Below are 14136 nucleotides of genomic sequence, written 5' to 3'. Positions count from 1 at the left end.
TCAGATCAACAAGCGCAGAACTCCCGCAGGGTTTCCCCGGCGAGTAGAAGGAGTTCAAGGCTGTTGAATTGGTTTGTCATTGCGCCGGGAGAGTAGGCGGCGGGCCTGAATTTGTCAACTTCCGCCCTGTTTGTTGATCAGCAGATGCGGGTAGAGTTTCTGAATGAAATCGACGACCTCTTGTTTGTAGGCATCTGACTTTTCATCGCCGCGATCGCCTGCCACCGCAATGTAGGCCCATTTATGAGACCGGCTGTGTACAACACGGTCCCAGGCGAGCCAAAGCATACGCATGTAGTGGCTGGGCGTTTCGCGGTTCTGACCGACGAACCAGTAGGCGTAATAGCCGTAATATGCTTTCCGTTCTCCGTTGGCACCGCGATAGTTGCGGATGGTTTCAAGCACGGCGACTTTAAGCGGCTCGCGTCCTTCCAGCGGGACTTCGATGATTCCCGGCATGACGACGTTCCAGAAATGCTGGTTGACAATGGAGCTGCCCTGCCCGACCAGGCATCGTTCGGGGCGGTGAATACTGTCGCGTTCGCGGCCGGAAAGCACAACGGAGACAAACATCTGCGCCGCGGCATCATTGGTGTAAATGGATTTCACAAACTGCGTGTCTTTTGCCAGCGCCTCATATTCGGCCAGACTCATGGTAAAAAGTTTTTCGCCGGTTACCGGATCAATGTTCGGCAAATCCAGTTCGCTGGCGCGGTACTGCTTGGGGTTTTCGGGGTTGTGGGAATAGCGCAATTCGTCGCCGACCCACCCGCCGTCCAGTGCGGAGGGCAGCTTCATACTGACCCCGGCCCGGTCATTGAGCGTCACGTCCACCGTGAACGCCAGCGCCAGCGCCGAGATAAGCATCAACCCGATGAGCACTAGGTGCGGTTTAAAAGCGTTGATTTCCATTTTGCAAACACCTCGCTGAATTTAAGGTTCAACAGCCCGCCGATGGCGACCATCATGGTGATCGCCGCAGTAAAAAGAATGTAGCCGGAATAGTCATGGTAGATCCCCAGCGCCAGTTTTCCGCCAAACGCCTCAGCCACAATGGCCACGGTGACAATGCGGGCGATGTTACCGATAACCGCCAGAGGAATGGAGGCCATGAAAAGAATCCATTTGCGCGGGATGGTGCGCTGGGTGAAGTAGGCATAAACCGCCGTCAGCGCCGTCATGGCAAGCAGTGAGCGCAACCCGCTGCACGGGTCGGCGACGTCGAACTCAAATCCACCGGCAACGGTTGATCGAATGGCGGTTCCCGTCTGCTCCGCACTGATCCCCAGACCGTTCAGCATGGCCGCCGCCAGACTGGTTGAAAACATGCGCAGAGGAAACGCCATAACGTCCATGAAGTTCAGCGGTATGCAAAAAGCCAGATAAGAGCAGGGAAAAATCAGCTTCTTCGCCAGTTCCCAGCCGAAGAGATAGAACGGAACGCCCCAGATCAGCAGAACAAGGCTGACCAGTGAAAAGTGGGTTTGCTGCATCTTGGCGCCGAGCCAATGCAGACACAGCGCGAAAATCACAACGGCCAGTCCGCGTGAATCGGTGTGCATATCGACCGAAAAGATTTCTTTCCGCTTGTACCAGATTACGCCGAGACTGACGAAAGGGATGAAATAGCCGTGCGAGTAGTCGGCACCGAAAGAAATCGTGTCGCTCCAGCGGGAAAACATCCACTGGAACGCGGAACGGCTGCCGACGCCTTCAACCGTATTCCCCAGCATGTGGAACAGCATGAACATCAGGCCGATGATCACGGAAACCAGTCCGATCCGAACCAGTTCGGGGGTGCTTAAAGCGCCGAGGCGCCAGCGCTCGCTCCAGACCTTGATCGATGATTGATTCTGCATAAAAATCCTTAATCAGCCTCAGAGTGTACTGCATTGGCCCGCAAATTAACAGGCTTTATTGCCCGGAGCCGAACGCCCGCAGAGACATCCACCTTGGCAGCGCGGCTTCTGCACAATGGATTCCGTCTGAAACAGAACTCTTGCTGTCAGATGAATAATAGAGTCCGGTGGCGGCATCTCTTTCACTGTTCGCAAACGGAAGCGCGGAAAAACAAACCGTTTGCTTTGTCTCATCCGGCAAAATTCCTGCGTTCAAAATGCGATACTCGTTTCCGGCAAAGAGCCGGGTCAGCAAACGGGTCTGGTTTCCCCACTGGTCGTCGCCGACACCGAACCGGAGAACTCCGATCCCGCCGGATACCGGAGAAACAAATAGCGCCGGAAGCGTCAGAACCTGCTGTTGCGCGTTCAATGGAGTTTTCGGATCGGCGCGCATCAGACTCCGGCTGTCCGCATAGAACGGACGGTCATGTAGCTGTTCATACGGAAGACAGCGTGCAAATCCGCCGCGCAATGAGGCCTCCAGCATGAAATATCCGTACATCGGGGTGTAGAGCACATCGATGGTTTTTTCCGGAGAGAAATCAAACTGCGCAGAATGCACCGCGGACCAGACCATCTGGTTGTGATCAACCGGCTGTTCGACCGCATGACGTAACTTCAGCAGAAACGGAACGGTTCCGCCCATCGGATAAAACCCGTCGCCGCTCGGAAACAGTGTCGGCTGTGTAACGGTCAGTTGCGGACGAGTCAGGGCGGGCAGCCGCACACCAAGAAACATCGGCAACAGAGCAATCAGGACGAAACAGGTTTTGAGCATCCGGTTATTCCACGCCGGGAACCGTCCGGAAACCGCCAGCAGAAGAACCGCCTCACAGCCGCGCCAGAAATAGCGCGGCGCATGCAGTTGCGGAATAAAAAACAGAACGGGCAGGAGAAACGCGGCCAGCCCGGCAAGCCCGTACAGTTTTTCCAATCCGCGTTTTTCTGCCGACGGCGCAATCAGCCGAAAAGAATATAAAGCGAAAAGCAGCCCGGCGGCACCGAAACCGAAAACCGCGTACCCGGCAACCATCTTTAAATTAAAAATCGGGTCAATCGATGCGCCAGCCTCTGGGCAAAGTATCCGGCCCGCACCCAAAGCAAGCACACCTGCCGCGCAAAGTTTCAGGTGTCTGGAAAAATCCGCCAGAGATTTTCCGGCTACCGGGAACGGCGTGATCAGCCAGAGAAGCAGAGGAAGCAGAAGAATTGCGTCGGCCCGCGAACCGACCGCCAGAAAGAAAAAGATTCCAGCCAGCCAGCTGCCGCGCTGTTTTTCCTGCAAAAGAAATGCCGCGCTCAGCAACAAAAAGGCCGACGACAAAACGGAGCTGTTTACATAAAGCGTGTTCAGCAGAACCGCTGGCGCCGTTAGAAAACACAGCAGCACCAGCGGCTCCAGCGTGCGGCGGAAGCGCACAACAAAGGCCGCCAGCGCCGACCAGAACAGGATCGCCAGGCTAATGTTCGTGATAACAATCGGCGAAACGGTGTCGGGAAAAATTTTAAGAATGGCGGCGCAGGTCCAATAGAGAACATAGGTTTTGTCATACTGATAGTAGGCGGAAGAATCCTGCATCCGTCCGTGCGCCAAATCATATGCGCCGGCAAGGATGGTTGCTTGATCGTTTTTGCGCATCAGGTCGCCGGTACACCAGAGCGAGAATGCGGCGACTGCCAGCAGGATCAGAATGTTGATCGACTTTTTCATCCGCCGTAATATGCAAGCGCTTTGGCGATTCCTTCTCTGAAGCTGACGGTATGTGTGAACCCGAAGCTCCGCTGGCGTGTTGTGTCGCCGCCCCGGGCAAATACGCCTTCCGGTTTATCCGAGGTTCCTTTGATCCGCGGCTTAAAGCCGCAAAGTTCCGCGGCGATCTGCGCAAATTCGATGAAGGAGGTATAGATGCCGGTGGAAAGATTCAGCGCGGAAGCGTCGTTGATTTTATCCATCGTGGATAGAATTCCTTCCACACAGTCGTCAATGTAAATGAAATCGCGCATCTGGCGTCCGCTGCCCCAAACCGTGATTTCCGGAGCGGAGCGGTTCGCCAGCACCCGCTTACAGATTCCGGGGAACGGATAGGAATTGTCCTGATCTTCGCCGTAGCCGGAAAACGGACGATAGCAAACGGACTTCAGCCCGTGTTTTTCAAAGGCCAACTGCGCCAGATATTCATTGGTCAGCTTGGCCCAGCCATAGGTCATATCCGGCATGCCGATGCGGTTTTCAAAGGTAATCATTTCTTCGCGGAGAAGTTCGTAATGATCCGGGCGCTGAAGTTCGATCGGATATGCCGCGCTGGAACTAAAGACGACGTTCTTCGCAGGACGAGCCTTGACCGCCCACTGCCAGTACTGCGCGTCGATTGAAAGGTCATCCGCAACGGCGAGCGGATTATTTTCGATCATCTCCCGTCCGCCAACCATTGCGGCGAGGTGGAACGCATAATCAAAATCCGTGTCGCTGTTTGTTCGGAACCAGTCGCGGCAATCCTGATTGTAAAAGTGGAAATTTTGAAAATCCAGCGGACTGAAAAGCGGCCAGCTTCCCGGCGCAATTCCGCCGCTGAGCGGGGCAATCGGATCCACACAATGGACTTCATGGCCCGCCTTGAGCAGTCGCGCAATTAAATGCCGCCCGACAAATCCGCATCCGCCTGTTACCAGTGATTTTTTCATGTGAGCACCTCGTCAAAAACCTGTTTCATGTTCCGGACAAAACAATCCGCCGTAAAGTGCCGTCGGTAATGCTCCAGTCCGGCCCGGCCCATTTGCGCCCGCATGGCGCCGTCTTGAGCGAGACGTTGCAGCGCATCAGCAAACCCTTTTGTGTCGCGTGCAGGACAGAGGAATCCGGTTTCGCCGTTGAGTACCACATCTTTCGGCCCCTGCCAATCGGAGGCAACCACAGGCAGTCCGTAAGCCATCGCTTCCAACTGTACGATACCGAACGTTTCCCACGGATAGAATGTCGGAAAGAAAAACACATCGGCCCAGCTGTAAAGCGACCAAAGCTCTGCGCCGGTTTTTTGTCCCGTCGTCAACACCTCGGCCTCCAGCCCGTATTCTTTGCGCATCCGGTTGAATCGGTCTCTTTCCCGATCTGTATACCACAACCCTGCCGTCCGGATTTCAAAAGAAACGCCGCGCCGTTTTAATTCTTTCGCCGTTTCCAGCAAGTCAAACAGGCCTTTCGATTCAGTGTGAATGCCGACATGGAGAATTTTTAGATTGCCGATTGCCGATTGCCGATTTCTTGCCGACACGGGAATATTGATTCCGTTCGGAACAACCACAACCCGGCGAGCTTCGAAAAACTTACCGTCATGCGGACAGGAGCGGCCGAGCTCGATCGCAACATCCGCCTTTCCATAAGCCTTGCAAGCCGGTCTTTTCAGCCAGCGGTGTTGCAGAACAAACTCAGAAACTCCGCCGGAATGAAAATGCAACACGGTTTTCGCCGCGAGGGGGCGCACCGCAAGCAGATAAATGATGTCGCGCAGAACCGGAATCCAATTCGGGGATGCGGGCGGATAATAAAGGACGGCACCGGGGTGTTGTTGCAGCGCCCGCCGCGTTTCACGAATCAGGTGAAACAGGTGCGTGATTTTGGACATCCTAAACTTTCCGGCCGATACAACAGAATCACTGTAGCCCATCCGGATATGCAGCAGATCAAACTCATCCCGAAGGCCATCTATCATCTGCCGAATCATCTTCGCCTGCCCGTTATATGGCGGCGGAGTCTGCCCGACGATGATGAGTTTACGACGGCTATTCATTACCGTCCCACCTGAACTTACAGCTCGCGGCCCTCGCACGAATCAGCCGACGGCGATCCAAATCTTCCGTGTACAATTCGTACTCCAGCGGCAAGGCCTGCGCATATCCGCCGCGCAGAAATTTTTCAAGGTATCGGAAGGCGTTCCACGCCGGACGGCCCATGCGATACAGCGGTGGCGAAAGGCGGCGAAAAGCTTTCAGCTCCTCTATGCCGGCTTGCTGGCGACTCAGGTTTTCCCCGCTCATGGTGCAAGCGGACAGATATTTTTTAATCTGCCCGAACCGGAATCCGGATTTCAGTACGCGCAGAATAAAATCGCAGTCGCTGACCGCTTTCCACGAAGAATCAAACCGGAGGCCTGAATCAAAAATTCCGGAACGGAAAAACATGGACGCACTGTGTGCATAAAGATGATCTGCGAGAATGTACGCTCGGCGCAACGGCGGGTTTTTACGGCAAGTCAACAGTCCGCCGTCCGGGCTAACCAGCAAAACATCTCCATACGCTGCGTCCGCGTCCGGGTGTTCTGTAAAATACTGAGCCACTTTCTCCAGCGTGCCGGGCAAGTATTGCTCGTCGCAGTTGAGCCAAGCGACGATTTCATCGTCGCAGTTGCCAGTTGTCTGTTGCCAGTTGTCGGGCAAATTCTCATCACCCTGTTTTTGCAGGGCAAGAGTTACGCCTTTGTTGAGCGCGTCGTACATTCCCTTGTCCGGCTCGCTGATAAACGTCAAGCGGTAGCGATCCGCAACAGTATTCAGCCACTCGACGGTTCCGTCTGTTGAGCCGCCGTCGATTACGATGTGTTCCACCTCGACGCCCTGCTGGTCGGCGACGGATGCAATACAGCGCTTGAGATACGGCAGCTGGTTGAGGGCAGGTGTTATGATCGAAAACTTCATTTTTTACCGCCGGCAGAGCCGGTCTTTGACTTGATCCACGCGATGTTCCGCTTCACGGTCGCATTGGAGTTGTCCAACTTCTGTGCGTACTCGAACGCGCTTAGTGCCTCGTCATAGAGTCCGGCTTTACGCAGTTCGATGCCGAGCTTACGCCAGTAAAAATCGTTGAAGCGTTTGTAGCGCGCGACCTGCCGCAAATAATCCAGCCCCTTGTCCCGATTGCCGAGAAACAGTTCGACGCGCCCCAAGCCGTAAATTACTTCGTCTTTTTTTGCGTTTGTCCGGTAGGCAGCCGCATAGGCCGCCTGCTCCTTGAGCGCCCATTCGTGTTTGAGAGCCGGATCGAGTTCATAATACCGATCATGATAATAAACCTGTCCGAGGCCCATTTGCGCCCGCCAGTTTTGCGCATCGATTTGTTCCGCCGTTTTAAAAAGCGTTTCGGCCCGCCGGAAGTTCAACTCCAGCAGAACTTGGTCGGCGCGTGCGCGGATCCAGGCCGAACTCATGACCTGCGCGGACCAGACTGCTGCGAGAAGGATGAAGACCGAGAACAGAAGACGGAAGACGGAATGGAGAACCGAAGACCGACGACAGAAGACTGACGGTGAAAAACGATTTTTCATCGATGCCCCTTGGGAATCCATTGATCTGGGTGTTGCATCATATTGCCAAGCTTGCGCCCGATGATTTTGCACTTCTCAACCAGCGCATTAAACTCCAACTCTGAAATATATTTGCACAAGAAAGCTGATCGCAACCAATGCCGCGTTTCATTCTGCTCTCCGTCTGAATCACTCAGCTTGCTTACAAAATGGGCAGGGTACTGTCGCTTACCCCACGCTTCGCTAATGTTTGCCCCAATGGATCGGGAAGACCTTCGAATCTGATCCGTTAGTGAATACTTTTCTTCAGCCGGAAACGCTTTTGTCAGCGCAAATATCTCCTGCTGCAACTCCAGAGCTAATTGATAAACTTCCAAATCCTCAAACGACTCTATTCTGTCTCCCATGATCCCCCTCACTTCCGTCCTCTGTCTTCCTCCCCCCGACCTCCGTCCTCTGTCTTCCGTTTTCCGCCCTCCGTCCTCCAGTCTGCATGATGGGAGCGACCGCACAGCCAGCCAGCAGGGCCAGCATGATCGCATTCGGAAAAATGCGGAGTTCGAAATCGAAAAATCCGTGTACGGCCGTGCCAGTCAGTGCGCCAAGCAGGGCAATGACCGGTAAGGCGTGGTAGGAACGATCTGATGTTTTTACGAAGCGGATCGCGGTCGCCGACAAACTGATCAGCGCCCAAAGAGCCAGCGCACCGCCAACCAATCCGTATTCTGCGGTCAGTTCGAGGTATTCGTTGTGTGCATGAACCGTTTCGATACGAACAGCCTGACACCGCTGACGGTAATCTTCATACGTCAGTTCGTAATTCCCCGGGCCGAATCCGAAGACCGGCCGAGTTTTGATCATCTCAATCGTATCGAGCCATGTCTGCGGACGGAAATCGATGGCCGCCACGCGCTCCCAATCTCCGGCCGCCGCCAGCGATAAAACATTCACAACCGGCTGCATGCGGGTACGGAACATCGCGGAGCCCGTCCAGAGTCCGCCAAGAGTCGCCGCGACGAGCAAGGGGACGATCAGAATCGAGACCATAACGGCGCGGCGGCTTTTGCGCAGAATCAGAAAGAGCACGGTTGCGCCCAGCGCCGCCACGCTGCCGAGAAGTCCCGCGCGCGACTGCGTTTGGTAGATCAGCAATGCAAACAGCGCCAGAGCGTAGGCAAAGCAAATACGCCAGAACCAGCCGAACTGCGGAATAAAAAGAAAAACCAGACAGAATGGGAGCCACATCTGGAAGAGATGGGCGATATGGTTGGGACATTGATAGGTTCCGCCCAGACGGCCTGACTCCCAATACGTCGTGTAACGCTCCATGCCAAAAATCAAGTTAGGCGCGATGCGGTGCTGCACCAGACTGTAGAGTGCGACAAAAACCAGCAAAACAAAAACGGTTGTCCAGACGGCTCGTCGGTAAGAAAAGCGGGAAAGAATATTTGCGGCAAGCCAGTAAACGGCCAGATAGCCTCCGAATTCGAGCGAGCTGATTTTGGCTTCATACGGAAGCACCGAAAAAGGAATCAGAGCCAGGCTGTAGAGCCAGAAGAGGAGAAGCATGATCCCGCCGGGCGGGATCATGCTTCCAGAGGCCGGAGGTCGGAGGTCGGAGGTCGGACGACGGAAGACTGAGGACAGAATCCATGCGGCAAGTGCGATATAGACCAAGACAAGAAGTGGTGCACAAAGCGTCGCCTTGTCCTCCCATATGCCGTAGAGAGCGGCGGAGAGGGTCGCGGCGATGAGAAGGGTCGCTACGGTTAGTTTTTCAATTTTGGACATAGCAGAAGGGGTGTGGGTGTAGGGGAGTGTGGGCGTGTGGGCGTACGGGAGCGGCGGAGTGCGGGAGTAGACTCATTAACTCCCATACATCATTACACCCCCACTTCACTGTCGGCACCAACCGGCGGCACCATCAATCATTGTAATAAGCTGAGCGATCACATGCTCATATCGTTGGTCAAAATCTTGATACACAATCTGTTCCATGTATTTAGCTTTCAGCGCGAAATCGAGCCAGCATTGCATTTCTGCCGCTTCAGTTTCTGCATCACTTAGTTTGGAAATAAAGGCCGCTTTATAACGCCGTTTGCGCCAAGCCTCGGAAATATTTGCGGGAACGGAGCGAGATGCGCGTCGCATTTGATCTGCTAGAACAAACCGTTCTTCAGGAGGAAGCGTCTTTGCGAACTCGTGGATTCCCAGCGCGAGCGCCAACGACTCCTGATACACGTCTAAATCCCGAAAACTTTTCGCGAACTCACCCATATCTAAAACCTTCCCTAGAGTATCGGGGCAAGGGTGTAGCGGAGTAACAGAGTGTAAAAAAATTCAAACTCCGACATGTCCATACATGATCACGCCCATACTCCCTTACCCCACGACTCCCATACATTTATTAGCGATGTAGCGCATCGCTAATAAGCCCCGCTCCCGAACAAAACAACGCGCACAGTGCGGGCAATGATGATTACATCCAGCCAGATGGACCAGTTGGTTACATAAAACGTGTCCCACTTATCCATGCCCGCCGTTCCGGAGTCGCTGCGCCCTGAAACCTGCCAGAGGCCGGTAATGCCGGGTCGGACACGAACACGCAGCCGCTGTGTACGCAACTGTAATTCATCGTGATGATATTTCGGCAGCGGTCTGGGGCCGACCAGCGCCATGGTGCCGATCAGAACGCACCATAGTTGCGGAAGCTCATCCAGAGACGTTTTCCGCAGAAACTGTCCGATAAAAGTAATCCGGGGGTCTTCTTTGAGCTTATAGTGCTGATCCCATTCGGCCTTAAGCACCGGATCCTGCGCCAGCTTACGCTTAAGCACATTTTCAGCATCCGGCACCATTGTGCGCAATTTATAGGTTTTAAACAGAACGTTGTTTCGTCCGATCCGTTCCTGTGCATAAACCGGAGCGCTAAAATCTTTCAGCCATACCAGCAGCATGAAGAACAGGCAGAGCGGCCCCCATAATGGAAGTGTAAGAACGACCAGCGACCGTTCTATAACTGTCTTAGAAACCGAAGGGATCGGATCGAGCAGATTGCGGCGGATTTCGAGGGCGAGAATGCCCTGCAAATCGCACGGCTTAACCCAGAGGGACGGCGCATCTTTCAGATCCGGAACCAGCAGGATGGTGTTGTAGGTTTGAAGCGGGCCTTCCAGCAGATTAATCAAATTATGCCGACTCATTTCCGGCAGTGCCACAATGGCCACCGGCATCCGCCGTGTTGTGTTTTGAAGAGTTCCCAGAACCGGCAGTCCGCCAACGATATCCCCCTGACGGAAATCATCGCTCAGCACCGCCTTGGGAATAAATCCGAGCGTGCGATCCTGCCGCAGTGCTTCGGCAACGATCGGAACCGTTGCCCGGGTGCCGTAAATAACAGCCGGAACGCCCCACAGATTCAGCGCGGCCAGCATTTTTTTTGTTAGAAACCGGCCGAGCGGGATCATGACAGAAGCAAAAGCATAGGCGGCAAAAAACGAAATCCGGCTGAGTCCAATGTCATTTTGTAGAAATATTATGACAAGCGCCGCAGCAAACAGTGTTAGCAACAGAAGCTGTGTGCGGCGCAACTCTTCCACGGCCCCCAGCCCCCAGCCGGGAACCAGATGTGTCATCCATGCGCCCACCCACCAGGCAGGAATCAGCAGAAAGATCGGCTCCATTTCAACCGGAACGCCGCGAATATAGAAAAGCAACCCCCCGCCGGCAAGCATCGCCAGGAAAAGCATCAGGCCGTCCGAAACACTCAGCGCAAGTGCGTCCGTCAGCCGACGCTTCAGAAACGGATTTACCCCGCGAGAATCCGGGTCAATGGTTATTCCTTCAGTGTATGAATTCATAAATTGCTAAAAAACTCCCTGTCTTACTGCCGTTGCGTCCAGCGGAACAGCTTCCCTTGTGTCATAAAAAACACAAAAAGTCACTCCGTTGTTCGCCTTTTCACCTGCTGCCCGCCGGTCAACATCGGATATTTTCTCAGATGGAGAATTTGCAAAGTCACTTTAAAAACAAAGCCGGGATTGTCCGGTAGATAGCGCTTCCAAAGTCGCGGTTGTTTGATGGCCCGATGCAGCCACTGGAAGCCCGAATACTTCGCCCAATCCGGGGCATCTTCCTGAACGCCAGCGTTCACGTCAAAGGCGTAGCCGACCGGACAGATGATCTTGCAGTCCAGCTTATCGCGCATCTGATCCATAAAGTAGAGTTGTTTGGGCGTGCTGATACCGATCCAGAAAATATCCGGCTTGGCCTTCGCCACTTGCGCAATCAGGTCAGCTTCTTCCTCTGGCGTCAGCGGACGAAACGGCGGACAGTAAATTCCGGCGACCCGGATGCCGGGATGTTTTCGCTCTAACTCCGTCTTCAGTTTTTCAACAATTCCCGGGGCCGCACCGTAAAAAAAGTGTTTCCATCCGCCTTCAATCAGCCCTTCCGGCGTAACTCGGCCCTTGGACGCCGAATAGGCGCAAACATCGCGCAACAGGTCGGGGCCGTAAACCCGTTCGATATTCTGATAACCAAATAGCTTGCCCAACCAGACCAGCGGCATGCCGTCCGGCGTATTCAGCACCGACTCGTTCAGGATACGCTGCATTTCCGGATTGCGCCGGGCTTCCATGATTCCCGCGACTCCGAGCGCGCTCGTCATCGCAGGAAGACGGGCTTTTAGCCCGGATGACTGATGACAGACAACCGATGACAGACCTTCACTTTCTGTCCTCCGTCCTCCGTCCTCCGTCCTCTCGCCTTCAATGATTCGTTCGAATAATTGAAGACAGTCCTCCATATTCACCGCATCAACGCCAACCCCAAGAACATTAAACCGCCGAGATCCTTTTGCGCGATGCTCTGCCAGCCGAAGATAAAAAAAGTGTATCGGCACAAAAAGCAGAAGTCCGGCCAGAATTCCGAAACAGCTGTCCAGAACACTGCCCCCGGTCACCATACGGGTCGGTGAAAGCACCTGAAGCAGCTCCATCTGAACGGCGAAAACAGCACCGGTAAGGAAGAGGAGCGCGAAGCGATTCGCGTAAGCGGTTTTCGCGCCAGTTGTTAGGTTGTTAAGTTGTTGAGTTGTTGGGGGTTCCTTATCAACTTCCATTTGACAACCATCAACCCTCCGCTTGCGCGGGAACGGCTCGATCGGAAACAGATAACAAACGGCCAGCGCAAATCCGAGCAGACCGAATAAAATCATCTTCCCGTGACGAAACGGGTCGAGGTTTCTGAGCGACGTTCCATAATCAAGCAACTGTTGCTTCGGGCTATAGGTCTCAAAAATATTTCCTGTGTAGAGCGCATTCCACGTCGATTCAAACTTCTGAACTATCTCCTCGGAAGCCATACGCGGATAACAGGCGACGTCCTCTTTAGGCATCAGCGCACCAATCAGAATCAGAACAGAGAGGGCCATCACGGCAAACCCGCCGATCTGCTTAAACAGCTCTGCGCGGACTAAATAATCGAATGCCATCACACACCAGATAAGGCCGATTCCCCATGCGCCCCAAGCCGGAAGAACCATATCGAACAGCATCCGAACCAGAAGCAGACCGATAAGCATTGCCGAAAAGATAAGTAGCGGCAGTGCATTAAGTACCCGATTTATGACTTTATTATTTTTCATGGTGAAGGCCGGCAGTGCCATCCTGTATTTCCGTGACTCCAACTGTATCTTTTTGTTTTAACATCCGCATCCAGGCGCCCCATCCACAGAACCCGGCCATCAGCAGTAGCGGTTCAAACGGAAGCCGGTAACGATAGCGGGAAATAAAAAAAGCATGTCCGAACGCGTTCGCCAGCATCAGTACTGCAATAAACAACGGCCAGCGCTTTTCCTTCGGCCACCGGCGTACGCATCCTGTTACACATACAACCAACACAAACACCGAGCTCAACCGCTGAATCCAGACCGATCCCGCGCCAGCCTGAGCCTGCTCCGTATTCAGCGTTCCGTTGTCCCACCGAAACCAGTTCAAAAATTTAAGCCCCCAGAGTTTTGCCGCAGCGAGCCTGTTCTCTTCCACCCACTTCATTGCATACGTCCAATGAACCGCTTCAAACTTCCTGCCTGTTTGTGCGGCCCGCAGATCCGCAATCATCTCATCTGAACAGCCGACCTTTGTTCCGGTGTTCATTCCGGCCTCTTTATTGAACCCGGTGTAAAATTGCTGCCCTGCTGTCGCCGTAAACGGAATAAAGGCTTTTTCGACAAATGCATTGCGAATCAGCCATGGAGAGACTGTGATCAGCCCGCCAACGAAAAGTGCCGCGGCACCTTTCAACAGCAGAGCGGCTGGGCGATCATGTTTCGAGGCGCGGCCTTCCACCGTACCCCGTACTCCGTAAAACGTCAGCACAGCGGGAACCGCATAAATATGTGTAGGAACAAACAGCGCCCCTAGGCCGATCAACATTCCATCCGTGATCATGCCGCAAAAAGAGAGGCGCTCCCGGCGGGCTAAATTCCAGACAAGAAGGCCGATGCAAAGGAGCTGGCCGTTCTGGGGATAGTTGGTCAGGCTTGCGAATAGAACGGCGGGATGAAAGCCGGCAAATAACGCCGTCAGCAACGCCGGCCACCGGCTGTTCGACAAACGGATCGCCGCCCGCGTTAAAAAAACAATTCCAAACCAGCTTAACAGCGCGTTAACAATTTTTATGGAGATGGCGGTGAGAGGAAAAAGAAACCCCCATCCGGCAAGGGTAAACGGCAGTGCGGGCGCCTTGCAGATTGCAAAACGCTGCACCCCGTCCCCTGCCATAACATATCCCTTGCCCGCCAGCAGATTCTGCGCAATCTCTGCGTACCAGTGTTCGTCCGGGAAACGAAATCCGGGATACAACGGAATCAGACAAAACCGGATCGCCAGCGCCGCGAACAAAATTATCCAAATGCAAATATTTATGCATCGAGTGTT

Annotated in this window: 13 protein-coding genes; all 13 read right to left on the bottom strand. The window is 54.0% G+C overall.

The genetic code is table 11. The features are described 5' to 3' along the window. Positions 1-114: 114 nt before the first annotated feature. Positions 115-912 carry an exosortase-associated EpsI family protein gene (locus HOO88_00140; GenBank protein NOU35177.1) on the bottom strand — a complete coding sequence of 266 codons (798 nt, stop codon included), beginning with the start codon at positions 910-912 and terminating at the stop codon, positions 115-117. Continuing rightward, on the bottom strand, positions 882-1859 hold the full coding sequence (gene xrt / locus HOO88_00135) for an exosortase (protein ID NOU35176.1): 978 nt from the start codon (positions 1857-1859) through the stop codon (positions 882-884). The genes HOO88_00140 and xrt overlap by 31 nt, the downstream gene beginning before the upstream one ends. Positions 1860-1914: 55 nt before the next feature. Then, positions 1915-3612, bottom strand: coding sequence for a hypothetical protein (locus HOO88_00130; protein ID NOU35175.1), 1698 nt, complete (start codon positions 3610-3612; stop codon positions 1915-1917). Then, positions 3609-4583, bottom strand: coding sequence for an NAD-dependent epimerase/dehydratase family protein (locus HOO88_00125; protein NOU35174.1), 975 nt, complete (start codon positions 4581-4583; stop codon positions 3609-3611). Before HOO88_00125 ends, HOO88_00130 begins: the two co-directional genes overlap by 4 nt. Beyond that, entirely contained in the window at positions 4580-5686 is a 1107-nt protein-coding gene (locus HOO88_00120) for a glycosyltransferase family 4 protein (protein NOU35173.1), read from the bottom strand. Before HOO88_00120 ends, HOO88_00125 begins: the two co-directional genes overlap by 4 nt. Then, on the bottom strand, positions 5679-6590 hold the full coding sequence (locus HOO88_00115; GenBank protein ID NOU35172.1) for a glycosyltransferase: 912 nt from the start codon (positions 6588-6590) through the stop codon (positions 5679-5681). Before HOO88_00115 ends, HOO88_00120 begins: the two co-directional genes overlap by 8 nt. Continuing rightward, positions 6587-7099 carry a hypothetical protein gene (locus tag HOO88_00110; GenBank protein ID NOU35171.1) on the bottom strand — a complete coding sequence of 171 codons (513 nt, stop codon included), beginning with the start codon at positions 7097-7099 and terminating at the stop codon, positions 6587-6589. The genes HOO88_00115 and HOO88_00110 overlap by 4 nt, the downstream gene beginning before the upstream one ends. 113 nt (positions 7100-7212) lie before the next feature. Further along, the gene (locus tag HOO88_00105; GenBank protein NOU35170.1) at positions 7213-7602 is read right to left on the bottom strand and encodes a four helix bundle protein; all 390 of its coding nucleotides are present in this window, start codon (positions 7600-7602) and stop codon (positions 7213-7215) included. Further along, positions 7577-8986: a hypothetical protein gene (locus HOO88_00100; GenBank protein NOU35169.1), complete on the bottom strand. Its 1410-nt coding sequence runs from the start codon at positions 8984-8986 to the stop codon at positions 7577-7579. Before HOO88_00100 ends, HOO88_00105 begins: the two co-directional genes overlap by 26 nt. A gap of 105 nt (positions 8987-9091) precedes the next feature. Next, positions 9092-9472, bottom strand: a complete 381-nt coding sequence (locus HOO88_00095; GenBank protein NOU35168.1) for a four helix bundle protein — start codon at positions 9470-9472, stop codon at positions 9092-9094. Positions 9473-9621: 149 nt separating this feature from the next. Then, on the bottom strand, positions 9622-11055 hold the full coding sequence (locus HOO88_00090) for an exopolysaccharide biosynthesis polyprenyl glycosylphosphotransferase (GenBank protein ID NOU35167.1): 1434 nt from the start codon (positions 11053-11055) through the stop codon (positions 9622-9624). A gap of 80 nt (positions 11056-11135) precedes the next feature. After that, complete coding sequence (locus HOO88_00085) at positions 11136-12842, bottom strand: WecB/TagA/CpsF family glycosyltransferase (GenBank protein NOU35166.1); 1707 nt, start codon at positions 12840-12842, stop codon at positions 11136-11138. Next, a complete protein-coding gene (locus HOO88_00080) occupies positions 12832-14100 on the bottom strand; it encodes a hypothetical protein (GenBank protein NOU35165.1) in 1269 nt (422 codons plus the stop codon). Before HOO88_00080 ends, HOO88_00085 begins: the two co-directional genes overlap by 11 nt. Positions 14101-14136: the final 36 nt, after the last annotated feature.

The organism is Kiritimatiellaceae bacterium (assembly GCA_013141415.1).
Taxonomy (GTDB): domain Bacteria; phylum Verrucomicrobiota; class Kiritimatiellia; order Kiritimatiellales; family Tichowtungiaceae; genus Tichowtungia.
The sequence above is the reverse complement of the archived record's forward strand: the minus strand, read 5'-3'. Positions and strand labels throughout refer to the sequence as shown.